Below are 25,997 nucleotides of genomic sequence, written 5' to 3'. Positions count from 1 at the left end.
CTTCTTTTTAGTTTCTCTCATGCAAAAAGACTGGAAACCTAGGATTTCCTTTTGAGGTTAAACCATAATATTTAAAAGTAATTATAGCACCAATTTTGGGAGGATTTTTTCTTTGAGGATTTTTCAAGCCACTTCCTATCTTTATGACTTGTTTATTATCCATTTTACAAGAGAGTGAACCTACTAAGCCTTTATATTTTCCATGTCCTTCGTTATATCCTACTACTTCACATTCTTCATCTATATAACTCTTTACTTTTAGTGCATTATTATTTCGTTTTGCATAGTAGTTTAAACTTCCATCACGAACGACAACACCTTCTCCACCATTTTCTTCTACACTTTTTAAAAAAGAGTCTAGATGCTTCTTATCTTTTACTTTTATTTGTTTTATTACTTTAATGTATTTATTAGTTCTAACTATTTTTAGTCGTTCTAAAAGATTGCCTTTAGCATCTGGGACTTCAAAAATATTGTAAGTTAAATTTTTCCAAGCCTCATGAGGATTTTTTCTATTTACTATCGAAGATACATTTGAGAAGTCATCCCTTTGACTCCAAAGCTCTCCATCTAATTTATGTTTAGGAAAATCTTTTATAAAAAAATTAGGAGTAGCAAAAACTTTTCCATTTCGAGATATTAGTTTCTTTCCATTCCAATAAGCTCTAACGCCATCAAGTTTTTCACTCATATACCAAGAAGTTACATCTATATTTGTGCTATATTTATTTAAAAGAAATAATTCTGGCTTTTGCCCCAATAGAGAACAAACTAGCAAAAGTATAGATACTAAATATTTCATAAATATTTATATCTTAAGCTTATAAACTTTTACATGTAAATTTGTAAGAACTTGCTCAAAAAGGTTTCTGTCATACTCTTCTAAAACCATAAGCTGAATGTAAAGAGAATTATATGTTTGTTCATCTACAACTAAAAAAGTTTTATATGCTGACATATAAATTAAAGTTACTGGTGAATTGTAATTTATCATTCTTATATTTTTTTGTAACTGTGCATTTTTATCATAGTAAGTTGTTACAATTCTTTTAACTCCAACTTTTTCTCCCCCAATATTTATTATACCTTGTGCTTTATTTAACGAAATTCCATTTCCAAGTTCTATAGTATTTTGAGTCTCTTTAAAATTTCTACTCATAAAGAAAAATGGTTCTCTCTTTTGTTCTCCATTCATCAGATTTAAATTTGAGAACACCTTTACAGTTGGGTAGATGCTAAGCATCCTAAAAGGTAAATACAAGTAAATATCTCTTGTTTTACTTGGTAACTTTATATCAGTTGATAAAGAGTCTAAAAAGTCATTTGTATCTTTAAAGCCATAGCTTTTTGTCATCTCTTCGATATTTGTTTTTAGTATTACTCGTTTGGACTCTTCTAAATCTATATTTCTATCTCTAATTTCAAAAGCTTTCTCTGTGTATTCTACATCTAGTCTAGCCATTTTCGCAGCTTCATGCGGAGGATTAGTTAAAACATAACTAACAGGGAAATTCACACTTCCACTATGCTTTCCACCATCAACTAATGTTTTAACATCTCCGTAATAACGGATAGGATAACCATAATCCCACCATGAAATAACATAGTCTTCTCTACCAGCTATGGTTTTTAACTTATCTAAAACTTTCACCTCATCAACATCAAAAACTGTTGGAACTTTATATGAATCTATATGCTTATAATTTGGATACAAAATTGCTAAAGTAAAAGCAATAATACTTAAGTATTTTAATTTTTTAGTTGGCATCTCTAATGAAAGTTCTGTGATTAAAAAAGCTATTCCAAATGCCATTAAAGGAACAGCATATATAGTAAACCTAAGTCCTCCTGCTAAAGCTAAAAAACCAAGCCCAATCATAGGAAGCCCTAAAATCATGATTCTATGTTTATAAACTAAATATATATACCCTACAATAGATAAAATAAGTGTAATTGTATGTCCACTTATACGATTGGCAAAAGTTTCAAATGGAATCTGTCCTGCTTCTCTAATGGTTTGCATAACTGAATAAAAATGAAGACTTAGTCCATCTTTTGTAACCATTAAAGTATCTTTAAATACATAAATTTTCAATCTATACCAAATCGGATCAAAACCACCAGTGACAAAAAATGCAACTACTGCAATAGCAAAAACAGTATAAATATATTTTTGAAATTTCTCTTGCTTAAAAGCATAATATAACCCAATAACAATAGGAAAACGAATAAATCCATCAATATTTAACATAGCAAACATCATAATTGCCAATAGTTTATAATTATAAAGATTTTTTCTATCCCATATCAAAGTGTAAAGCAATATCAAACCAAAAAATGAAAATTCTAAAGCATAACTTTGTGGGTACCACCATCTATATACTAAAATATCTAATGCTGTAATAAGAAGATATTTATCTTCATTTGTTTGAATTGCCCAAATGATAGACCAAAGTAAAAACATAGGTAAAACTATGTTTAACATATCCGTATCATAGTAACCAACCATAGTACGGTTATAATAACTCCAAGCTACAGATGCCAAAAGAGCAGCAATAAAACCTAACTCTAAATTATCAATGCTTTTTGCAATTAAAACAATTGGCACAACAACTAATGAACTTAAAACAGCCGGCATGTAAAATATAATACTCTCAAAAGAAAATGGCAAAATATAAACAAAAAATGCAGTTAGATTGGAAGTAGCTGTAGTAATTGAAGAGTAATCATTTTTTTGAGAAACTCCACTAAGTATATCTCTAGCACCCTCTGCCCAATAGTAACCATCATTTGTATTTATCATAAACTGACCATTAAACATATATGGCTCAAATCCACTAAAGTGATAAACCCAAATCATGCGCATCGCTACTGAAAATGCAAATGCAATAACTATATAACCTACTGTTAATTTTGTTTGTGATGATATATTATTCAACCTAAATCCTCTAATCTTTTTTCATAAATATTAATTTCTTGTATTTTATCATGTTTTTTTGCACCTTTAAGAAGTAAACTATATTTTTTAATTAATTCATTCTTTATAAGAGTTTCAAACTTACTAGAGGCTTGTATCAAAAGTTTTTCCAATGCTTTAACTCTAAATCTATCCATACCCCAATACTTCATACTAAGTTGGTCTTCATCTCCACCATATTTTGTAATGAGTTTTTTATCAATAAGACCTATTTCATATTTAATAGAAACTCGTAACCATAAATCATAATCTTCACAAACTTCTAAATCCTCATCAAACACTCCAATATCATTTAATAAATCTTTATGAATCAGTGTAGCAGAAGGAGCGATGATACAATGAGAGAGACACTCTTTAAAAATTTCTCCTCCATGTTTATGATATTTTATTGGGATTTTTACTTCTTTATTATTTCTTATCCATTTTTCATCTGTATAACTCATAAAAATATTTTGATTATTTGTATGAAAGTCTAGATGCTCTTGTAGTTTATCTTCATGCCACTCATCATCAGAATCTAAAAATGCTATCCACTCATATTTTGCATTTTTAACACCTAAGTTTCTAGCACTTGAAACTCCTGCATTTTTTTGATAGATATATTTTATATTTGGAAAATCTTTTGTTATTTGTGGGGTTTCATCAGTTGAGCCATCATCAATAACTATGACTTCTTTTGGCTGGTAAGTTTGCAAATATATAGATGCTAATGCTCTTTTTAAAACTTTGTATCGATTGTATGTTGGAACTACAACCGTTACATTCATTTACCACTCTTTAATTTCATTATATAAACTATCTCTTTCAACAGGTATAAAAGCACTGTTTTTTATCTGTGCTACAAAATCTTCTAAGTTTACACCTTTCGCACTAGCAGCTCCAGCAGCAGAATTTATCGACTCTTTTTCTATCGTTCCATCTAAGTCATTTGCTCCAAACTCTTGTGCTAAAAGAGCAAGGTTTACAGTACTTGTAACCCAATAAGCTTTTAGATTAGGTACATTATCTAAAACTAAACGGCTCACTGCCATTGTTTTTAAGATTTCATTTGCAGTCATAAAATCTTTAACTTTTAAATAGTTGTTTTCTCTTTGATAAACAAGAGGTATAAAAGCATTAAAACCACCAGTTTTATCTTGAAGTTCTCGTATTCTCATCATATGGTCTATACGATTTTCTCGACTTTCAACATGACCAAAAAGCATAGTTACATTTGACATTTTGCCTCTTGCATGCCACTTTTCATGTATCTCAAGCCACTGATCAGAAGTAACTTTACCCTTACATATAAAATCACGCACTTTTTCATCAAAGATTTCAGCACCACCACCAGGCATAGAGTCAACACCGTTTTCTACCATAAGGTCTAGTATTTCATCATAACTTTTGTTATATTCTCTTGCTAAAAAATCGACTTCAGCAGCTGTAAGTGCTTTTATATGCAGATGCGGATAAGCAGTTTTTATTTTTTTAAAAATTTCTAAGTACCACTCAAGTCCAGTATTTGGATTATGTGCTGAAACTATATGAACTTCTTTCGCACCTCGACTCGCAACATCTTTTACAATTTCCATAATCTCATCATGCGTCATCGTATACTGGTTTGGGTTTTTTCTAGTTGCCGAATAAGCACAAAATTTACAAACATCAGCACAGATATTTGTAGGATTTATATGCCGATTTATATTAAAGTATGTTTTTTTTCCATGAAGTTCTTTTCGTCTTTCATCTGCCATAACTCCAAGAGTAAAAAAGTCCATTTCATAAAGCCCAAGCGCTTCTTCAAAGTTTAAGCGTTTCATTATATAATCCTATCACTTCCACCATCTATGGCAACTTGCGCACCTGTTGTTTTAGCAAATGACTTTCCAGCCATTGCACAGACTAACTCTGCTACATCATTAGAACATATTTCAGTCTTAAGAACATTATTTGTTTTATATTCTTCAACACTCATTCCATAAGCTTTTGCACGATTGGCTAAAACTTCATCTGTCCAAATTGCAGTATCAAAAACAGCATGAGGATGCAGAGTATTTACTCTAACACCATATTCACCAAGTTCAAGTGCCGCAATTCTTGCTAATTGAGTTTGACCTGCTTTTGCAACAGAGTAAGCAGCCGCTCCTTTTCCTGGTGCTGGAAAGTTCTTAGATGCTACCATCACAATAGAAGCGTCTATACCTAATTTTAAAAATGGTGCTGTTTGTTTTATAAGTTTTTGATGAGAAGTTAAATTTATACTCATACTTTTATCCCAATTTTCATCACTTAAGGTATCAAGGTTTTCACTTGGAGTAAAAATACCTGCATTACTTACAACTATATCTATCCCACCAAAACTCTTCACAGCTATTTCAATAGCACTTTTTATATCAGAACTTGAAGTTAAATCGCACTTCACACCTTTAGCATCAGCCTTATTAAATATCTGCTCTACCTCAGGGTTTATATCAAGAACAACTACTGCTGCACCTTTAGCATTTAGCATCTGTGCTATAGAGTGACCGATGCCACTTGCTCCACCCGTTACAAGTGCAACTTTTCCAGCAAATTCAAGAGAATTTCCACTCTTTTTTAGTTTTGCTTGCTCTAGCGACCAATACTCAACTTCAAATATTTTTGCTGCACTTAAAGCTTTATAACCTCCAAGTTTTTCAGCTTTTAAAATCGCTTCAAACGAATGCTCATTTATATCCTTGATGATGTTAGCTTCTTTTGCATTTTTACCAAAAGAGAGGCTTCCATTATTTTTTAGTATTGCAAAGTTTGGAGCTGGATTTAAAAGTGTTTCATCAGTTTTATTTTCTTCAAAATACTTTTTATAATCCTCAACGAAATAAGCTAAATCCATCTTAGCACCATCTCTTAATATTACTGGAACTCTTTTTGTTCTTATAACATGATCAGGAGTTAAAGGACCCTGAATTGCTATCTTTTGAATATCTTGTTTTGAAAAGTTTATAGCTTCATTTGAATCATTTAGTATTGAAATAGTTGCATGTTTTTTAAGTTTTGATACTTCTCGTCTTATATTTGCTAATTCTAAAATCCCAATAGTAGTTTTATCATCAGTTACATCTATAACTGCACCATTATTAGTTAAATATTTTTCAGCCTTATCAACTAACTCTATAGTTTTTTCATAAGACTTTTGTGCATTGTCATTAAAAGTGAAAAGACCATGATTCATCAAAACCATACCTTCTAATTTAGACCAATCAACATCTCTAGTCATATCAAAAATTAGTTTTGCAAGAACAAATCCTGGCATGATATAAGGAATAATTAAAACCTTTTCTCCATAAAGCTCTTTAATTCTATCTTCGCCATTTTTTGTATTTGTAATAGTCACAACAGCATCTGTGTGTGTATGATCAACAAATTTAAAAGGGATAATAGCATGAAGAATAGCTTCAACAGAAGGGTTTGGAGCAGATGGATTTGTCATAGCAAGGCGTTGATATTTAACCATATCTGGATCGTTCAACTTTTCTAACTTCGCCATTTTAAGAAGCATACCCATCTTTACAGGAGCAAAACCTTCAGCTTCAATAGTTGCTAAGTCCCAACCACTTCCCTTTACATAAAGTATCTCTTCTTCATCACCGAAAAGATTTGTAGCGCTCGATTTTACAGAAGTATTTCCACCACCATGCAAAACTAAAGAGCTTTCTTGTCCTAAAAGTCTTGAGGTATAAACTCTTAAGTCTAAATCTGTTTTATATTTTTTTGCCTCGTTATTATTCCATAAACTTTTCATTTTCTCTCTTTTTTTGTAATTTAGTTAAATAAATTTTGTAATTTTTTCTTTAATTCATTGAAATTTTCATGTGAAAAATCGAAAGGGTGTTTCTTTTGTTTGTAAAAAGTATTATATGCCCATTTATCCGTTAATTCATATTTATAGCACTCTTTAAAAGTTTTTATACATTCTTGTTGTGTATCATCAAGAACAGAGAGTAAAAAAGATTCCAAATTTCCTTCTTTATTACAATCACACATTATGTGATATTCTATATCAATATTGAAATCCAAGTCTTTTATTAAATTTTTTAATGCTTCCTCTGAAGCTTCATATCCTCTATTTGGATTAGGGTCTTTCTCATTATCAGCATCTACAACAATCAATATTTTATTTATTTTATCAATATACTTTTTCTCAATCTCATTATAATATGAATGAGCGCCATTTAGTATGTTATCTTTGCCTTTAAAATTAAAATAAGTGACTTCATTTTGCGGTAACTGATAAGTACTTAAAAGAGAATTTAAAAACTCTTTATCAGTTTTGCCCTCATAAGCAATAATTACCATCCTCTAACCTCATTACCCATATCAATGTGTCTTAAAAACATCTCACTATCCATAACGATAGAGTCTAACTCATTATTTTTATTTTTACCAAGTTCTATAAAAGCAATATCTTTATCATATAATTTTTTAGCAACTCTAGCATAAGATTCTATACACTCTTTTGAATGAGTTGTTGCAAATACTTGAACATTTAATTTTTTAGAGGTTTCTAATATACTTGTCCAAATTTCATCAAGTTTAGAATAATGGATTCCATTATCAATTTCATCTATAAATAGATACCCATTTTCACAACTATAAAGTGCAGTAACTATTGAAATAAGATGTCTTGTACCATCCCCAAATTCAGTGATTTCAAAATAATTCTTTCCAATTTGACATTGAGGTGTTTCATTAATTACCTTGAAAGCTGTAATTCTTTCATCAAATTTATTAAGAATATTATTTAAAAAATTCTCTTCATCCTTCTTTTGTATTGCTGAATATTTACTAACAATATCATTATTTGATAATCCAAAATTATCAATAAAATCAATATTCTCAAAATCACTTGTCTCATATGAAAAATCATTAATATTCACTTTTATATATTGTTTATTAAAATCAAAGATATATTGTTTAACTCCTTCCATATCTTCTATTTCGAAGAAAGCTAAATTAACATTAGATTTTGTAAATATTTTATTGCTTTGTTCAATATATTTTTTCGAATTAGCATTTTCTCCGGCAAGTATATTCAAATTTTCTCGCATAAATTTAATGCCATGTAGAGCACCAATAAAACTTTTTATATTTAAAGCTCTCACATTAACATAACAAGCCTCCATAAAAGCAGTCTTCCCAACATTATTTTTCCCACCAATTAGATTAACTCTCTTAAACCCATCAGCCTTAAAATCTTTGAAGCATTTAAAATCTTTTATCTCTATCTCTGTTAAATGATTATCCATAATTATTACTCCTAAAATCTTTTAAGTATTAAACTTTTCACTTATTTTATCAAAATCTGCTTCACATAAACCTTTGTCTGTAATCAACCCAGTGATAAGTCTGGCAGGGGTAACATCAAAACCATAATTTATTGCAGGTGAATCTTTTGGAGTGATTAAAACTTCTCTTACAACTCCAGAAGCATCTATACCTTTCATATACTTAACTTCATCTTCACTTCTTAGCTCTATAGGAATCTCTTTCATTCCATCTCTTATATCCAAGTCAAAGGTAGATGCTGGGATAGCTACATAAAAAGGAACGCCATTATCTTTTGCAGCAAGCGCCTTTAAATATGTTCCTATTTTATTTGCCACATCGCCATTTGCACTTACTCTATCAGCACCTGTGATAACCATATCAACTTCGCCTATTTGCATAAGATGACCGCCTGTATTATCTGCAATAATTGTATGATTTACTTTGCTTTGAGTTAGCTCCCAAGCAGTTAAAGATGCACCTTGGTTTCTAGGTCTTGTTTCATCTACCCAAACATGAACATCTATCCCTCTTTTTTGTGCTTCATAGATTGGAGCTAAAGCAGTTCCTTCATCTATGACTGCCAGCCAACCAGCATTACAGTGAGTTAAAATATTTATCTTAGTTTTACTTTTTTTCTTTAAAATTTCTTCAATTATGTCAGCACCATGTTTTGCGATATTTTGGCTTTCTTTTGCTTCCTCATCATTTAGTTCTATGGCATATTTTTTAGCATCTAATACTAAGTTAGTTGAATTTTTTAAATGCTCCATCATCTTATCAACTGCCCACATAAGGTTTACTGCAGTTGGACGAGAATCTCTAATAAATTTTGATTTTTCTTTTAACTCATCGTAACTTTTAACTTCCATAGATGCAATGTAGATGCCAAAAGCTGCAACACTTCCTATAACCCCAGCTCCACGAACTGTCATATCTTTTATCGCTTCAACAATTTCATCAGTAGTTTTTAAAACTTTTGTTACATACTCAAAGGGAAGTTTTCTCTGGTCGATAACTTCTAAAAAATTCTCTTCATTTAGCCATAAGGCTCTATATTTACCCTGCAATTATTATCTCCAATATATCTTCAATACTATCTATTTTTTCATATTTCATAACAAATTCTCTAGCTATTTTTAAAACTAAAGCCTCAGCATCTAAGCGTAATTTTTCATTTTCTATACCTCGAATCTCAGCAACACCAGCAACACCAAAAACTCGTCTTGCCATCTTACAACCTGCAAAGCCTACGCTATCTCTTAGTATCTCTTTTAAAAACTTTTCTCTATATTTTGAGGCTGTATTAGCATCTATGTATCCATCTATAAGTAAAGCAGAATCACTCTGAACTTCCCATAGTTTCAAAAATTTCTTATTAAAAAGTTCTAAAACTTCTTTTATCATTTGAAGAAGGTATTTTTTAAAATCCTCATCTTTTGTTACAACACTATGATGAATATAGTTATTTACAAGATTTGCCAAAAGTGCGCCAATATCAAAACCAAAAGGTCCAACAAAAGCAAACTCTGGGTCTATAACAAATGTTTCTTTGTCATTTAACATCACCGAACCAGTATGTAAATCTCCATGAATCAAAGCATCTGAAGCTGTCATAAATTTATATTTTAAATCTAATACTTTTGCCTTAAACTCCATGTCTGAGAAAAGCTTTTTTGCTAGTGGATTGTTTTTTACATTCTCTTCATCATTAGTTTCATTTTGCATAAAAGCAAAAGTAAATACAAAGTCTTCCGTAAGTTTACAAAGCTCACTATTTGCATTAAACTCATCTACAAGTTCTCTTTTTTGCGTTGAGTCTAAACAAAGAGATGAAGTTTTAAAAAGTGTGTTTGCTAAGTAGGTAGAAATATGCTCACTAAAATTCAGATATTTAAGCTTTGCCATAAGTCCATCTCTTAAAATAATATGAGAATCAAGATACTCCATCACTACTATGGACATATCTTCACTAGAATGATAGATTTTAGGAATAAAACTAGTTACAATATTTTTAAATTTTAAAAGTGCTCTTATTTCAAAAGTCATTCTTTGGCGTGAAAGAGCAAACTCTTCACCTACGCATCTAAGGTAAGGAACAGCCTGTTTAACTATAAGTGCTTTTTTTGGGTTTGAGATTGAGCTAACTAGATAGACATAATTTAAATTACCATCGCCTATCTCTATTGCTTCTAAGTCATCACTACCAAAGTAGTCCATAACCTCATCAACATTTTTTAGATACGATATAACACTTTTTACATCTAACTCTTTATACTCCATCTCTACCTCCCAAGGATTATTTTAACTTTTTAAATAGCTCCAAAGAATCTAGTTTTTCCCAAGGATAATCACTTTGACCAACTTGACCACGAGCAGCTACATCTGCATATAGGAAAGTTTCTTTACTTGGTTTATCAAGAGCAAATTTTGCAGTAATCCAGTTTGGAGTTAATGAAAAGTTTTCACTTACAAAAGTTGATAATTTATCATCATCTAAACCTTCACAAACTGTTCCATAAGTATCAACAGAAACAGAAGTAGGTTTTGCAACACCTATTGCATAAGAGAGTTGAACTGAACATTTTTTAGCAAATCCAGCAGCAACAATATGTTTTGCAACCCATCTAGCTGCATAAAGTCCACTTCTATCAACTTTTGTATAGTCTTTTGAAGATTGTGCTCCTCCGCCTATCGGAGAGTAACCACCAAAACTATCAACGATTAATTTTCGTCCTGTTAAACCACTGTCGTGAAGTGGAGAGTGATTTACATATCTTCCAGTTGGATTCAAGTGAACAATTGTTTTTTTAGGGTCATAAAGTTCTGTTGGAAGTCCAGAGTCATCTATTAGACCTTGAAGAAGCTCTCTAACTTCTGTTATATCCATATTTTCATTTGAAGGAGCAGAAACAACAATAGTATGAATAGACTCTGGTTTACAATTTTCAAAATTTTCTTTATTCCCATAATCAAGTGTAACTTGTGTTTTTATATCAACTCCAAGTTTATGATTGTGCTTTAGTGCGTAGTGGTAAACTTTGTCAGATAAAATTCTTGCATAAGTAATAGCTGCTGGCATATAATCAGCCGTTTCATTTGAAGCATAACCAAACATGATTCCTTGATCACCTGCACCAGTTTCACCATCTTCTTGATCAACACCTTGGTTAATATCTGGAGATTGGGAATTAAGTAAGATTTGAACTTTAACATCCTCAGGAAATAGACATTGCTCTCTTGTAAAAGCACTTTTTCCATCATAACCAATGTTTATAAGAGCGTCTTTAACAATTTGCTCATAATCCCCATCACTAAAGTTAGCTTTTGAAGTAACTTCTCCACCAACTATTACATGTTTTCCAGCTACAAAAACTTCACTGGCAACTCTTGATTTAGAATCTTTTATGATTAATGCATCAACGATGCTATCAGATATAATATCTGCACATTTATCAGGATGACCTGGGGCTACTACTTCACTTGTGAATAAATACATTTTTTTCCCTAAATTGTTATCAGTTAAAAGAGATGTCTCTCTTAAAACTAGTTTGAAAAACTACCTTTAATTTTGGTAAAAGTTACAGAGCGTAACTTATAAGCCTGGTGCTTTCCACATTGAAGTCGTGATATTATCATCAACTAACTTTAGTTGTGCTTCATAAGCTTTACTAAACCTATATTTAATCTCATCATAGAGTTTTTTGTTTTCTAGATTTGGTTCATAAGTTTTATCCCAAACAACCAATTTTTTTGCAGCTTTTTCTATTGACTCATATATACCTGCACCAACTCCTGCCGCCATTGCAGCACCTAGAGCAGTTGCTTCTGTGACTTTAGGTATTTGCACTCTACATCCTGTTACATCTGCTAAAATCTGTGACCATAATGCACCCTTAGATGCACCACCAGCAAAAACTATTTTCTCTATTTTTATATTTGTAAATTCTTCTATTTTTTCTAAATTTATTGCACTCACGATAGCTGCATTTTCTTGTAAACTTCTAAACATTGAAGCACGGTTACAAATGTTAGCATCTATACTAAGATTTAAAAAACTAGGAGCTGCGTGATACCATTTTCTATACTTCATAGCATCTGAGAATATCGGTAAAATCCCGTGTGAACCAACAGGAACTTTTGCTGCTTTTTCTTCTAAAACGGCATAGGTATCTATGCCCCGTTTTTTAGCTTCTTCTTTTTCTATCTCACAAAAAGCATCTCTAAACCATCTCATTACCAAACCACTAAAAAAAGTTATGCCTTCAGCTTGTGATTGATTTGAAATCACATGAGGATTTACTCTTATGCTCATATCAGAAGGAGGCAGTGTGTCACTAGGTATATTTACAACTTGTTGCCAAAACGAACCACCTAAAACTGCAACTTGACCTAACTCAACCACGCCAAGCCCTGCACTTCCAAGTTGCACATCTCCACCACCCATGACTACTTTAGTTTTGCATGTTAGTCCTGTGAGTTTAGAAGCTTCTTCACTAACATTTCCCATCAAAGTTCCAACTTCTAAAACTTTAGGAAATATATCACTTTTTATGCCAACTTTATCAGCCATTCCACTAACCCAATCACGATTCTTTAAAGAAAAAATTCCAGTCGTTCCACCGTTACTAGGGTCTGTTGCTATAACTCCACTTAACTTTGCTAAAATCCAATCTCCTATCATAGAGATATTGGCTACTTTTTCATAGACTTTGGGTTTATTATTTTTAAGCCACATGATTCTAGGTAAAGTTCCTAAAGCAAAAGTTTGTCCAGACAAGTTGTAAAACTCTTGCTCAATACCAGAAAAATTTTCTTTTAAATATTTTACTTCCTTATCCGCTCTTGCATCGACATTTGCAACTGCCCAAAGTTCCTCACCATTTTCATCATAAAGAACTATTCCCTCACGCATACTCGTAGCACTTAGAGCGATTATATCTTCAGCCTTTAAGTTGGCATCTAAGATTGCATTTTTTATGCACCAAACTACTAGTTCAAAGTTTTTTTTAAAATCAAAACTCATAGAGTTTGGTACTCCATCTTCTTCTAAATGAGTCCACTCTTTTTGAGCTACGCCTATTTGATTTCCTTCTGTATCAAAGATAACTGCTCGAACGCTTCCTGTTCCAGCGTCAATTGCCATTAAGTAGTTCAAAACTTATCCTAAAATTTCTAGTTCATCACTATATTTTTTATCACAGTATGGTTCAAAAGAAGATTTATAAGTTGCATAATGCTCTGTTGATTTATGTCCATCAAGTGCTGCATCATCTCTCCAAGATTCTACTGCCATGAATTTTCTTGGGTTATTTTCATATACAAAAATATCATAAAAAATACATCCATCTTCTACTTTACTCGGGAGCACCATTGCAGTTAAAAGCTCTTTCATTTTTGCTTCACTACCCTCTTTTGCTATAAATGTTACTCTTTTTGTTATTGACATTCTTTATCCTTAATTATGTTTTGAGAAATTATATCTTATAATCATAAAAACATTATTAGGCATAAACTTTTGGATATATTATTACAAATAGAAGACATCATAGAAAAAAATGGTTCAGATTTTGAGCTTTCAAAACTTTTCAAGACCTACATAGAGAGCTATAAAGACTCTCTTCCTGAGCTTTTTGAAAACTCTCAGGGTAAAGACTTTTTAGTTAAACATACAAAAAAACTGGACTCTATCATATCTTTAATGTATAAAACTATCTTAAGGCGAGTTTTTGGAAACTATTTGCCTATGAGAAGTTCTATTCCTATAGCGATTGTCGCACTTGGGAGTTATGGAAGAGAGCAACTTTGTGTTCACAGTGATATTGACCTTCTCATAGTTTATGAAGATGTTGAAGGCTTTAATACTCAACTCATCATAGAAAAACTTTTTTATCTTGCTCTTGATTCTGGTTTAAAACTAGGGCATAGAGTCCACGAAACAAGTGATTTATTTAAAGCATCTACTGAAGATATAACTATAAAAACCTCTCTAATGGAATCTCGCCTAATAACAGGCTCACCATTTACTTGGCACTCTACGCAAAAAGAACTAAACAAAATCAGACTCTTTGAACAAAAAGAGTTTATCTTGGCAAAAGTTGAAGAAGCGCAAATTAGACGCAAAAAATACCCAACTTCTATGCAACCAAACATAAAAGAGAGTGTTGGTGGTCTTAGAGATACACAATTACTTATCTGGGTAGCTCAAACTATTTATGGCGTTGATAACTTACGAGATTTAAGTCAAACACTTTTTTCTGATGAAGAGTATAAAGAGTATCGAATAGCATTAGAACTCTTATATCGAGTTAGAAGTGCGCTTCACCTAATTGCACATAAACAAGAAGATAAACTTATATTGGAACTCATGCCTCAAGTTTCTAAGATGCTAGGCTTTAAAACTGAACTTAAAATGCTCACAAAAGTCCTTCAAGCACAATGGCGTATAAACAACTTCACACAAATCTTTGTTAAAAAAATGGTTAAGCCATATATTACCAATATGAGTTATGTAAAAAAGTTTAAAAACAATAGACTAAGTAAAGGCATCTATCTTTTAGATGATAGACTATACGCTTCATTCAATCTAAAAATTCAACCGATCAACGATGTTTTAGAAATATTAATTTCAATACCTGATAAGTCTTACCATTTTGATGCAGGATTTTTAAATCAGTTAACCTATACAAAGATACCATACCCACTGTCAAATAAAACATATATGCTATTAAAAGACCTTTTGAAAAAAGACAATATTTACTGCTTTTTAAAACTTTTTTGGGACGCTGGTATCTTGCATCTACTCTTTTTCAAGTTTTAGAAAAGTTCTTCATCTTCCTCAGTTTGATGGTTATCATCATTATCCTGTTGATATTCATTCTATTAAATCAATTCAAGCGTTGGAAAACATAAAAGAGCCTTTTATTCAAGAGTTACACAATGAACTATCTATTGATGAAAAACTTTTACTAAAAATAGTTGTACTGCTTCATGACACAGGAAAAGGCAGAAAACAAGACCATAGCGAAGTTGGAGCAAAACTTATACTTCCTTTTGCGACTAAACTTCATCTAAGTCAAGCATTGATTGAGCGTGCAATTTTATTGGTTAAGTATCATGTTTTGATGAGTAATGTTGCATTTAAAGAAAATATTTATAACGAAAAAACTCTTTATAAATTTATGTCAAGTGTTAAAGATATAAAAAATTTAAGACTACTTTATATTTTAACTTATGCCGATATAAACGGTGTTAGTGAAACTACATATAACTCATTTAATTCTAAATTACTTCATGATTTATATACAAGTGCTTTAGAAGTTTCACAAAATAGTGACCGAATCACAGATGCTTCTAAGAGAATTGCCATAGAAAAAAGAGTGAAAAATTCTAAAGAATTTAAAGAACTTCCAAAAGATCTTCAAGCAAAACTTCTTCGTGTAGAATCAAATCTCTTTTTCTTTAAACACACGATACTTGACCTTGTAAGAATTGCAAAAAAAGCAAAAAACACCTCAGATTATTCTTACCTTATTCATAGAGAAAACTCTTTAAGTATTGAAATATATAGAAGAGTTCCTCTGAATGTTGGTTATCTTTTAGCAACACTCCGTCATCTTGATGTTGCATCTATGGAGATATTTACACTTTTTGATGATTTAAAATATTTTAAGATAGAGTTTATTAAAAATGTAGATGGAGATGAACTGAAAGAAGTTCAAGAGTTAGTTAAAAAAGCTTTTGACATGAAAAGGATAGTTAAACTAAAAGAGATAACTATCAAAAGAGAAGAAATTATTATTGATTGTGAACATTCACTTACACATGCAGAGGTAAAGGTAAATACTAAAAATCAAATCGGTCTTTTAGCATACATAATGGACATATTTGAGAAACTTGACATAAATATTGTAACAGCAAAAATCCACTCAACTAAACATAAAGTTCGCGATAGCTTCTTAATGGAAAAACAAAATGATATATGCAATAATGTCGATAAAATTTATGAACTACTAACTAAGGACTCAAAATAATGTGTGGAATTGTTGGATACATAGGCGAAAAAAATACTAAAGAAATTTTACTTGATGGACTCAAAGAGTTAGAGTATAGAGGTTATGACTCTGCAGGTATCGCAGTTTTACAAAATGGGGAATTTTCAAACTACAAGGCCATTGGAAAACTTATAAACCTTGAAGAAAAAACAAAAGATTTTACAACAGAGGGTTTTGCTGTTGGGATTGGTCATACTAGATGGGCAACACATGGAAAACCAACTGAACTAAATGCACATCCCCATCTTGGCGAGAGTTCTTATGTTGTTCATAATGGCATTATAGAAAATTATGCAGAGTTAAAAAAAGAACTTATATATAGTGGAGTAAAATTTTTAAGCCAAACTGACACAGAAGTCATAGTTCATCAGTTTGAAAAAAACTTAAAATCTAGCGCAGATGCTTTTGAAGCTTTTAGTAAAACCATAAATGAGTTAGATGGTGCCTATGCTATTTTACTTACTACAAAGTCCGAACCTAAAACTATCTTTTTTGCAAAACATGGTTCACCTATGCTTTTTGGTATTAATGAAGAAGGTGAAAAATATTTTGCATCTTCTGATACTCCTCTTATTGGTAAAGCAAAAGAAGTAAACTATTTTGAAGATGGTGATTATGGTTATGTTAGACCTGATGAAATTGTAATTTTAGATAAAGATGCAAAACAAAAAGAGGCTATTTTCAGCAAACTTTCTCAAAACAAACTCTCTGCCCAAAAAGATGGATTTAGATTTTTTATGGAAAAAGAGATATATGAACAAGGTGATGTTATCTCAGATACTTTGATGGGACGACTTAACGATGATGAGATTATTTTTGATGAACTTGATAAAGATTTTTTTGCTAGTATTAATGAGATAAAACTTTGCGCTTGTGGAACTTCTTACCATTCAGCATTAACTGCTTCATACCTTTTTGAAAGATACGCAAAAATCAGAACTTCTGTTGAGATAGCAAGTGAATTCAGATACAGAGAGCCCATAATGGCAAAAGATACTCTTTTTGTTGTGATATCACAAAGTGGAGAAACAGCAGACACTTTAGAAACATTGAAAATGGCAAAAAATGCTGGTTTAAGAACTTTAGTTATTTGTAATGTTGACAATTCTTCAATGGTAAGACTAGCAGATGCAACTATTTTAACCCGCGCTGGGATTGAGAAAGGTGTGGCATCTACAAAAGCATTTGCAACTCAAGTTACAATATTTTGGATGATGAGTCTTTATATTGCTAAGATCAAAAACACTCTTGCATCTAGTGAAATTTCAAGACAAATCTCCCTCTTAAGAGAAGTTCCAGCATCTGTTAAAGTAACTGATGAGATGCATGAAAAACTAAAAAGACTCTCAAAACGATACCTTCACGGGCATGGTTTTTTCTTTATTGGCCGAGATATATTCTATCCACTAGCACTTGAAGGAGCATTAAAACTAAAAGAAATTTCATACCTTCATGCTGAAGGTTATCCTTCTGGAGAGATGAAACATGGTCCTATCGCACTTGCGGACCCTGAACTTTTTACTATTGCTCTACTTCCAGAACACTTGCATTATGAAAAATCAAAAAGTAATGTAGAAGAGTTAAGTGCTAGAGATTCTACTATCTGTGCTATTAGTTCAAAAGAGTTTGATAAAGCTGATGATTTTATAGCTATCTCAAAATGTAAAGATTATATGTTAGAGTTTTTTGAGATGATGGTTGTTGTTCAACTGCTTTCTTTAGAGATTTCTGTAAGACTGGGAAATGATGTAGATATGCCACGAAATTTAGCTAAAAGTGTTACGGTAGAGTGACATTTTAAACACTTTATACAAACTTAACATATTCTTTGTTATGATGATTAATTAATTTCAAAAATCTCAACACAAGTGATTTTATATGCAAACAAAGTCAAAACTTCTTCTGATTGTAGCTCTAATGCTACTTGCTCTAACAACTGCAACAATTATCAATATATCTTTAAACTTTCGTGATTACAGCATCAAAAGTGCTATGGAAAAGTCAAAACTTGCCGCTACTATTGTAAAAGATGGACTAACTGCTCATATGATAAATGGCATGATGGACAATAGGTCATACTTTTTAAATCAAATCTCAAGAGGTGATGTAGTAAAATCTTTATGGCTTGTAAGAAGTGAAAATGTCATAAAACAATATGGCGAAGGTATGAACTTTGAAACAGTTAGAGATGCTATAGATAAAGAAGTTCTCAGAAGTGGAAGCAGTGTAAAAAAGATTATAGAAGATGCAAATGAAATTTTACTTAGAGTTTCTATACCTTACAAAGCAACTGTAAATCATGCTAATACAAACTGTTTGAGTTGCCATGATGTCAAGATTGGAGATACTCTAGGTGTTATAAGTATGGAGTTTGATATTAGTGAGATGCGAACAAGTGGTATGTTTACAATACTGAAAATTCTTGGAATAAATATAGTCTTTTTGTTTATTGTTTTATTTCTTTTAAACTACTATATTTCACCGTATATAAAACTTTTTTCAAACCTTCAAGATGGAATACAAAAAGCTTATGGTGGAGATTTTACACATAGATTTGAAACTAGTGTAGATGGAGAAGCTAAAGATATTGTCAGTCATATGAACACGCTATTTTCAAAGATGCAAGATGCTTTTGGAAATATCAAGCAAAATCTAGGAACTATAATCCCTCAAATGAATATGTCAAATGACAACCCGCTAGAACAATCAAAAATTATCATAAATGAGCTATCAGATGTGTATAAATTCAAAAAAACGATAGAACTAGATGCAACAAAATTTGATGTTTATATGCGTTTAGTAAATATTATTAAAAGTAAATACAACATTGTAAATTTTGCACTTTATGAGGTAAACAATACTACAAATACAAGAAAACTTCACTATAACACAAATGATGATATTTTAATTTGTAAAGAAGGAGTGAAAGAAGATGCTTCTTTATGTAGAGCTTATAGAACAAAAAGTATAACTCTCTCTAGTGAGTTTCCTGACCTATGTCAATCATGCAAAAAGGAAAAAGAAAACTATCTATGTTTTTCATTTGCAATCAATGGTGAGATTTCTTTAATCATATCAATTATTGGAAAAGATAAAGAAGAAATCAACGATAAAAATACTTATATCTCAAGAATAAGACACTATCTTGAAGCTGCAAAACCTGTGATTAGTTCTCATATTCTTATGGGAAAATTAAAAGACACATCTCGAAGAGATTCAATGACAGGGCTTAACAATAGAAGATTTTTAGAAGAAGTCATTGAACGAATTATGAGTCAGGTTGGTAGAAAAAAAGAAATTTACTCCATAATGATGATAGATATAGACTTCTTTAAAAAAGTAAATGATACTTATGGACATGATGTTGGCGATATGGTAATTGTTGAAATTGCTAAGGTTCTTAAAGAAAATATTCGTGAATCTGACTTAGCTATACGATATGGTGGAGAAGAGTTTGTTATTATTTTAGATAATGCAACTGTCGAAGGAACTTTAGAGGTTGCAAGAAAAATTCATCGTGCTTTTGGTGATTTGAGTTTTGATGTTGGAGCAGGTGACGCGATGCAAAAAACTATAAGTATTGGTATCTCTATGTTTAATGAAGATGCAGATACTATTTGGAAGTGTATCAAGTTAGCAGATACTGCTCTTTATGTTGCAAAAACAACTGGTAGAAATAAAATAGTTAAGTATAAAAAAGAAATGTCAGAAGGTAAGGATGTTCGTTAGATAGAAGTAACCCCAAAACGGGGTTACAAAAAGTTTATACGCTACAAGCACTTACACCTGGTGGTGTGGTTGGTTGAACACTTTCATTTGTAGCACCACCATCAGCATTTACCGCTTCAATAGTAGCCCAAATAGACTCAGCAGCTTTAGCATATCTTTTTGAGGTCTCACTAGACGGAGAAACAAAAGTGATAGGCTGACCTGTATCTCCACCCTCACGAATAGAAGGCTCTATTGGAATCTCTGCAATTATTTCTGTGTCAAACTCCGCAGCCATTGGACCTGAAGTTCCTTTACCAAAGATATCATACTCAACACCAGTATCTGGAGCAATAAAACCACTCATATTTTCAACGATTCCAGCGATAGGAATATTAAGTTTTTTGAACATATCTAATGAACGACGAGAATCATCAATAGAAACTGCTTGAGGAGTTGTAACAACAAGACCAGCAGTTACAGGAACACTTTGAGCTAAAGTAAGCTGAGCGTCACCTGTTCCAGGAGGCATATCTATCACTAAAACATCTAACTCACTCCAAAGAATATCTCTTAAGAACTGCTCGATTGCCTTCATAATCATAGCACCACGCCACATAAGTGACTGACCTTCTTCCATAAGTGAACCCATAGACATAACTTCAAGACCATAAGCTTTTAGAGGAAGAACTTTATTTCCATTTACTTCAGGACGAATACCATCAAGACCCATCATACGAGGGATATTTGGACCATAGATATCTGCATCTAATAGACCAACTTTTTTACCTTGCGCAGCAAGAGCAATGGCAACATTTACAGAAGTTGTTGATTTACCAACTCCACCTTTACCAGAACTAACCATTAAAAAGTTTTTAACTTGTGGAGCAATATTTTTACTTTTTGGTGCTGGAGCGGCATCTGGCATTTTTGGAGCATTTATATTACAGGTGACATTTGAAGCACCAACAGCTTTAAGTTCTTTTGTAGATTCATCAATGATTTGTTGTGCAACTTCTGGAGCACTTGATGTGATTGCTACATTAAAGCTAACATCATTACCATCTATTTTTATACTATTTACAAAACCAAAAGTTACAATATCTTTAGTAAAACCTGGATACATAACCTTTGAAAGTGCTGAATTTACTATTTCATTAGTCATTCATTCTTCCTTATTTTTATTTATTTTCGCATACTATCATAAATAAGACAATTTTTGTCTTATTTAAAACAAGTTTATTTATGCTAATTCTTTTTCTTTAGCTTCTCTAGCAATTTTTTCTATTGCCTCTGGATTATCCATAATATCTTGACTGATTTTATACGAACAAAATTTAGGTCCACACATAGAACAAAATTCTGCTTCTTTAAAAACATCTTGAGGAAGAGTTTCATCATGATACTCTCTTGCTCTCTCTCCATCTAATGCTAATTCAAACTGTTTTTCCCAGTCAAAGCCATATCGTGCATCACTCATAGCATCATCAATATCTCTAGCACCTTTTCTACCACGAGCTATATCTGCTGCATGAGCTGCGATTTTATATGCAATGATACCTTCACGAACATCATCAGCGTTAGGAAGTCCTAGATGCTCTTTAGGAGTCACATAACATAACATACTCGCTCCATGCCAACCACCAACAGCAGCACCAATAGCAGAACTTATATGGTCATATCCAGCAGCAATATCAGTAACTAATGGTCCTAGTATATAAAAAGGTGCTTCGTGACATAGTTCTCGTTGAAGTTTCATGTTTCGCTCAACCTGATTAAGAGGGACATGTCCTGGTCCTTCTATCATAACTTGAACATTTTTTTCCCAAGCTCTAAGAGTTAAATCCCCAAGAATTTTAAGCTCTCCTAGTTGGGCATCATCTGAAGCATCAGCTAAACATCCTGGTCGAAGAGAATCTCCAAGTGAAAGAGCAACATCATACTTAGCACAGATATCTAAGATTTCATCATAAGCGGTAAAGAATGGATTTTCTTTATGATAGTGCATCATCCATGCAGCCATTAAAGAACCACCACGAGAAACTATTCCCATTTTTCTTTTAGCAATTTTTGGCATTGTTTGGAGTAAAAAACCGGCATGAATAGTAAAATAAGAAACACCTTGTTGTGCTTGACGCTCTAAAACTTCAAGCATTACTTCTATACTTAAGTCTTCTATTTTATTTCCTACATCATGAAGAATTTGATAGATAGGAACAGTACCGATTGGGATTTTTGAAGCACCAATTACCGCTTTACGAATTTCATCTAAATCTCCACCAGTTGAAAGGTCCATAGCAGTATCAGCCTTGTAGTGTTGAGATACTTGCATCTTCTCAACTTCACCCATAACATCAGATGCGATTGCAGAAGAACCAATATTTGCATTGATTTTACATTTTGATGCAATTCCTATTGCCATTGGCTCTAATGAAGTGTGGTTTACATTGGCAGGAATAATCATTCTACCTCTAGCTATCTCGCTTCTTATAAGCTCTGGAGATAAATCTTCTATTTTTGCAACATATTCCATCTCTTCAGTAATTATGCCTTGTTTCGCATAGTACATTTGAGTTCTTACAGCATCATTTTCTCTTTTTTTAACCCAAGAAGTTCTCATGGTTTCTCCTAAAATTTCATATATTTATATAAATTGTATAGTGGAAATATAATCAAATAAAGTTAAAGTAGCATTAAGGTCTTAGAGTAGTGTTTTATTTTTTACTAAAAAGATAAAAAAAAGCTTTTAAAGTGTATAATTTCGTAACACTTTTTAAAAAGAGGTATATGCTTGAATGATTTAACGCTTGTATTGTTAGCTGCTGGTAGTTCAAGTCGTTTTAAGTGCTGTTCTAAGAAACAATGGCTTCGTATAGGGCATAAACCTTTATGGCAAGAAGTAGCACAAAAGTGTGTAGAAACTAAACTTTTTGATAAAATCATTATAACTTCTGCAAAAGAAGATATAGAATTTATGAAAAACTATGATTCTTTCACTTTTGTTCAAGGTTCATCAACTAGACAAAAATCTTTACTTAATGCTTTAAAAGAAGTACAAAGTGATTTTGTCATAGTTAGTGATATTGCAAGAGCTTGCATAAATGAAGAATTTTTAAAAAAAATAATCTCAAAAAAAGGAAAAGCTGACTGCATAGTTCCATACTTAAAAGTTAGTGACACCATAGTTTATGAAAATGAAACTATAAATAGAGATAAAGTAAAAAGAATTCAAACACCACAACTATCGCGTACTAATATCTTGAAATCTGCTCTAGATACAGATAAAGAGTTTACAGATGAGAGTAGTGCGATAGTTGCAAATGGTGGCTCAAGAGAGTTTATTTTAGGTGAAAGCGAAGCAAATAAGATTACTTTTGTAAAAGATTTGAATTTGCTCTCATGTTTAGAGAAACCATCAAATGACATCTTAAGTGGTACTGGTTTTGATGTTCATGCTTTTGATGAAACGACACAGATGTACCTTTGCGGTGTCAAAATCGACTCTGACTTTGGTTTTAAAGCTCATAGTGATGGAGATGTAGCTATCCATGCTTTAATAGATGCTCTCTTAGGTGCAGCAGGAATGGGTGATATTGGTATGATGTTTCCTGATAGTAGTGATGAGTTTAAAGATATTGACTCAAAGATTCTACTACAAAGAGTGGTTAAAAAGATATATGACTTTGGTTTTATCATAGTAAATATTGACTTAACCATAGCGGCACAAACGCCAAAGATTGGCAATTATAAACTAGAGATGCGAAGAACTATTGCTAAGATACTTAGATGTGATAGTTCTCGTGTAAACATAAAGGCTACAACAACTGAAAAACTCGGCTTTATTGGTCGAAGTGAAGGGGTTGGAGTTATTGCAAATGCAAATTTAAAATACTTTGATTGGACAAAAATTTGAAAATACTAATTATAGAAAATGAAGTTTATTTAGCACAAAGTATAGCTACTAAACTAGGTGAGTTAGGGCATATTTGTGATATGTGTACTTCAACAAGAGATGCAATTAAAAATAAGGACTATGATGTTGTTTTACTTTCTACAAACATCAATGGGCAAGATTTCAACCCAGTAATAGAAACATTTAAAAAAGCCATAATAATTTTAATGGTTTCATATATTTCAAACGATACAGTTTCAAAACCACTTAGTGCTGGAGCAAAAGACTATATTTTAAAGCCTTTTATGATTGAAGAACTCATCAGAAAGATAAACCATTACCAAGATTATGAAAAACTAAAAAAGAGAGATGAAGCTTACAAAAAATACTTAACACACTCTTTTTCATCAGTAACGCATAAACATGACCATAACACGATAGACCTTCCTATATTTATATCATCATCATTTCAAAAATACTCAGATGCTTTTGCGTTTGAGCATGCATATGAAAAAGATTTACCTATTCACTTCATAACTTTGACTGACCAAAAAGCTTTAAATGAGTTAGAATCGTTAAACCAAGATGCTATTATCTACATAACTGACTATCAAACTCTTAAAAAAGGGGAAAGAAAGAACTTCTGTTCCCTTATTTCTAACAAAAAAGTTATTGTTTCAAGTACAGATAAGATAGAGAATGTAGAATATAGAGTTTTGGAAATTAAAAGTGAAAATAATATTTTTGACCAAGGTGATATACTTCCGATTGAAGATTATGTTAAATATATCGTTTTAAATTACCAATATAAATTTCCTGATATTGAACTATCTAAAAGATTAGGAATAAGTAGAAAAAGTTTATGGGAAAAACGAAAAAAATATGATATCGTCAAGAAAAAATAAAACTCTTCTTATAGACAGTGAAGCAGCTTCTGCTCTGGAACTTTTAAAGAATGGCTTACTTGCCCCTGCAACATCCTTGATGAATGCACAGAGAAGTAAAAAGGTTCTTAAAAGTGGTCTAATTAATGGAAAAACTTTTCCATTTCCTTTCATACTTGCTCCTTCAGGTAAGATGAATGCCCAAGTCTTAAAATCTTTAAAAACTGGAGATGAGCTTGAAATACTTTTTAACCAAGAACCATTTGCAACTTTAATAGTTGAAGAGGTTTTTAAGATAGATAAAAGTGAAAGAATCAAACAGATATATGGTACAGATGATACAAGTCATCCAGGTGTTATGACTACTTTAAACAGACTCGGTTCTTTAGCTGTAAGTGGTGAGTATATACTTTTAAATAAACCTTTAAATACTAATCAAGAAATTATAAATAATGCTAAACATCGCATAGATGCCAAACATACAACAGCCATCGTTATGGCAGCAAATCCTTTACATCGTGCACATGAAAGATTAATCAGACAAGCTCTTGAAAACACTGACCTTTTAGTCATATTTTTACTACGCTCATATACTGAATCAAATCTATCTTACGATATACGAAAAGAATCTTTAGATTATTTTATTAGTAACTTTTTAACAAAAAATCATGTCGTTATTGTTCCCTTAGAAAATAGTTATATTTTTGCAGGTTATAATGAAATAATTATAGATGCAATAGTTGCAAAAAACTATGGTTGTGATAGACTTACGATAGGTATAAACCATGCCGGACTTGGTATGTTTTATGATTGTAACTCAAACAAATCTATCATTGACAGAGTAATAGGGATAGAAATAGAGATAACCATAGCAAGCGAATATGTCTATTGTGACAAATGTACAACTCTTGTAAGTAAAAATATTTGTCCCCATGGTCAACATCATCAAATATCTTACCATTCTGATTCAATCTTAGAACTCTTAGAGTTAGGTATTTTACCACCAACTATGCTTATGAGAAAAGAAATTTCAGCACGAATATTATCTCATATTTTTCCAAATAGATTTAAAAATCTTGAAAAGTTATACTATGATATTTTACCTGTTGAAGGGCTTTTAAAAGAGCATACTGAAGCAGATTTCTATCTTGAACTTATGAAACTTTACCAAACAACATCTCTTACTTAGGCAAATA

At 31.8% G+C, this 25,997-nt stretch carries 21 protein-coding genes; 7 read left to right on the top strand and 14 right to left on the bottom strand.

Annotation, left to right across the window (positions count from 1 at the left end; translation table 11 throughout):
- Window positions 1-7: 7 nt before the first annotated feature.
- The 12 genes from MOV50_RS09710 to MOV50_RS09655 all read right to left on the bottom strand — a co-directional run bounded on the left by MOV50_RS09710 (window position 8) and on the right by MOV50_RS09655 (window position 13,712).
- On the bottom strand, window positions 8-802 hold the full coding sequence (locus MOV50_RS09710; RefSeq protein WP_321777712.1) for a DNA ligase: 795 nt from the start codon (window positions 800-802) through the stop codon (window positions 8-10).
- Between the two features lie 6 nt (window positions 803-808).
- Window positions 809-2,938 (bottom strand): STT3 domain-containing protein, encoded by a 2,130-nt coding sequence (locus tag MOV50_RS09705; RefSeq protein ID WP_321777711.1) that lies wholly within the window; start codon window positions 2,936-2,938, stop codon window positions 809-811.
- Complete coding sequence (locus tag MOV50_RS09700) at window positions 2,935-3,744, bottom strand: glycosyltransferase family A protein (RefSeq protein ID WP_321777710.1); 810 nt, start codon at window positions 3,742-3,744, stop codon at window positions 2,935-2,937. Before MOV50_RS09700 ends, MOV50_RS09705 begins: the two co-directional genes overlap by 4 nt.
- Window positions 3,745-4,779 carry an aminofutalosine synthase MqnE gene (gene mqnE / locus MOV50_RS09695; RefSeq protein WP_321777709.1) on the bottom strand — a complete coding sequence of 345 codons (1,035 nt, stop codon included), beginning with the start codon at window positions 4,777-4,779 and terminating at the stop codon, window positions 3,745-3,747.
- The gene (locus tag MOV50_RS09690; RefSeq protein ID WP_321777708.1) at window positions 4,779-6,740 is read right to left on the bottom strand and encodes a bifunctional aldolase/short-chain dehydrogenase; all 1,962 of its coding nucleotides are present in this window, start codon (window positions 6,738-6,740) and stop codon (window positions 4,779-4,781) included. Before MOV50_RS09690 ends, mqnE begins: the two co-directional genes overlap by 1 nt.
- A gap of 20 nt (window positions 6,741-6,760) precedes the next feature.
- Entirely contained in the window at window positions 6,761-7,294 is a 534-nt protein-coding gene (locus MOV50_RS09685) for a DUF3226 domain-containing protein (protein WP_321777707.1), read from the bottom strand.
- Window positions 7,288-8,244 carry an AAA family ATPase gene (locus tag MOV50_RS09680; protein ID WP_321777706.1) on the bottom strand — a complete coding sequence of 319 codons (957 nt, stop codon included), beginning with the start codon at window positions 8,242-8,244 and terminating at the stop codon, window positions 7,288-7,290. Before MOV50_RS09680 ends, MOV50_RS09685 begins: the two co-directional genes overlap by 7 nt.
- Before the next feature lie 21 nt (window positions 8,245-8,265).
- On the bottom strand, window positions 8,266-9,333 hold the full coding sequence (mtnA, locus tag MOV50_RS09675; protein ID WP_321777705.1) for an S-methyl-5-thioribose-1-phosphate isomerase: 1,068 nt from the start codon (window positions 9,331-9,333) through the stop codon (window positions 8,266-8,268).
- Entirely contained in the window at window positions 9,323-10,546 is a 1,224-nt protein-coding gene (mtnK, locus tag MOV50_RS09670) for an S-methyl-5-thioribose kinase (protein WP_321777704.1), read from the bottom strand. The genes mtnA and mtnK overlap by 11 nt, the downstream gene beginning before the upstream one ends.
- A 16-nt stretch (window positions 10,547-10,562) precedes the next feature.
- Window positions 10,563-11,762, bottom strand: a complete 1,200-nt coding sequence (gene metK, locus MOV50_RS09665) for a methionine adenosyltransferase (RefSeq protein WP_321777703.1) — start codon at window positions 11,760-11,762, stop codon at window positions 10,563-10,565.
- 96 nt (window positions 11,763-11,858) lie between these two features.
- Window positions 11,859-13,421, bottom strand: coding sequence for an autoinducer-2 kinase (gene lsrK / locus MOV50_RS09660; RefSeq protein WP_321777702.1), 1,563 nt, complete (start codon window positions 13,419-13,421; stop codon window positions 11,859-11,861).
- 3 nt (window positions 13,422-13,424) lie between these two features.
- The gene (locus MOV50_RS09655; protein WP_321777701.1) at window positions 13,425-13,712 is read right to left on the bottom strand and encodes a putative quinol monooxygenase; all 288 of its coding nucleotides are present in this window, start codon (window positions 13,710-13,712) and stop codon (window positions 13,425-13,427) included.
- Between the two features lie 69 nt (window positions 13,713-13,781).
- On the opposite strand from MOV50_RS09655, the gene MOV50_RS09650 reads away from it, so the two are divergent.
- From MOV50_RS09650 to MOV50_RS09635, 4 genes are all read left to right on the top strand, one after another.
- On the top strand, window positions 13,782-15,083 hold the full coding sequence (locus tag MOV50_RS09650) for a DUF294 nucleotidyltransferase-like domain-containing protein (protein ID WP_321777700.1): 1,302 nt from the start codon (window positions 13,782-13,784) through the stop codon (window positions 15,081-15,083).
- A gap of 79 nt (window positions 15,084-15,162) precedes the next feature.
- A complete protein-coding gene (locus MOV50_RS09645; RefSeq protein WP_321777699.1) occupies window positions 15,163-16,296 on the top strand; it encodes an HD domain-containing protein in 1,134 nt (377 codons plus the stop codon).
- Complete coding sequence (glmS, locus tag MOV50_RS09640) at window positions 16,296-18,110, top strand: glutamine--fructose-6-phosphate transaminase (isomerizing) (protein WP_321777698.1); 1,815 nt, start codon at window positions 16,296-16,298, stop codon at window positions 18,108-18,110. The genes MOV50_RS09645 and glmS overlap by 1 nt, the downstream gene beginning before the upstream one ends.
- 85 nt (window positions 18,111-18,195) lie before the next feature.
- A complete protein-coding gene (locus tag MOV50_RS09635; protein ID WP_321777697.1) occupies window positions 18,196-20,046 on the top strand; it encodes a GGDEF domain-containing protein in 1,851 nt (616 codons plus the stop codon).
- Window positions 20,047-20,080: 34 nt separating this feature from the next.
- Here MOV50_RS09635 and MOV50_RS09630 read toward each other — a convergent pair whose 3' ends face one another.
- Both MOV50_RS09630 and thiC read right to left on the bottom strand, forming a co-directional pair.
- A complete protein-coding gene (locus MOV50_RS09630) occupies window positions 20,081-21,190 on the bottom strand; it encodes an Mrp/NBP35 family ATP-binding protein (RefSeq protein ID WP_321777696.1) in 1,110 nt (369 codons plus the stop codon).
- A 78-nt stretch (window positions 21,191-21,268) separates the two neighbouring features.
- The gene (thiC, locus tag MOV50_RS09625) at window positions 21,269-22,645 is read right to left on the bottom strand and encodes a phosphomethylpyrimidine synthase ThiC (protein ID WP_321777695.1); all 1,377 of its coding nucleotides are present in this window, start codon (window positions 22,643-22,645) and stop codon (window positions 21,269-21,271) included.
- Window positions 22,646-22,816: 171 nt separating this feature from the next.
- Between thiC and MOV50_RS09620 the strand changes: the two genes are divergently transcribed.
- The 3 genes from MOV50_RS09620 to MOV50_RS09610 are packed head-to-tail and all read left to right on the top strand — an operon-like array spanning window position 22,817 to window position 25,990.
- Window positions 22,817-23,938 (top strand): bifunctional 2-C-methyl-D-erythritol 4-phosphate cytidylyltransferase/2-C-methyl-D-erythritol 2,4-cyclodiphosphate synthase, encoded by a 1,122-nt coding sequence (locus tag MOV50_RS09620; protein ID WP_321777694.1) that lies wholly within the window; start codon window positions 22,817-22,819, stop codon window positions 23,936-23,938.
- A complete protein-coding gene (locus tag MOV50_RS09615) occupies window positions 23,935-24,822 on the top strand; it encodes a response regulator (protein WP_321777693.1) in 888 nt (295 codons plus the stop codon). Before MOV50_RS09620 ends, MOV50_RS09615 begins: the two co-directional genes overlap by 4 nt.
- Entirely contained in the window at window positions 24,800-25,990 is a 1,191-nt protein-coding gene (locus MOV50_RS09610) for a sulfate adenylyltransferase (protein WP_321777692.1), read from the top strand. The genes MOV50_RS09615 and MOV50_RS09610 overlap by 23 nt, the downstream gene beginning before the upstream one ends.
- Window positions 25,991-25,997: the final 7 nt, after the last annotated feature.

The organism is Sulfurimonas sp., assembly GCF_029027585.1.
Lineage (GTDB): Bacteria > Campylobacterota > Campylobacteria > Campylobacterales > Sulfurimonadaceae > Sulfurimonas.
Note: the sequence above shows the minus strand (reverse complement) of the source record. Positions and strands in the feature narration are given on the sequence as shown.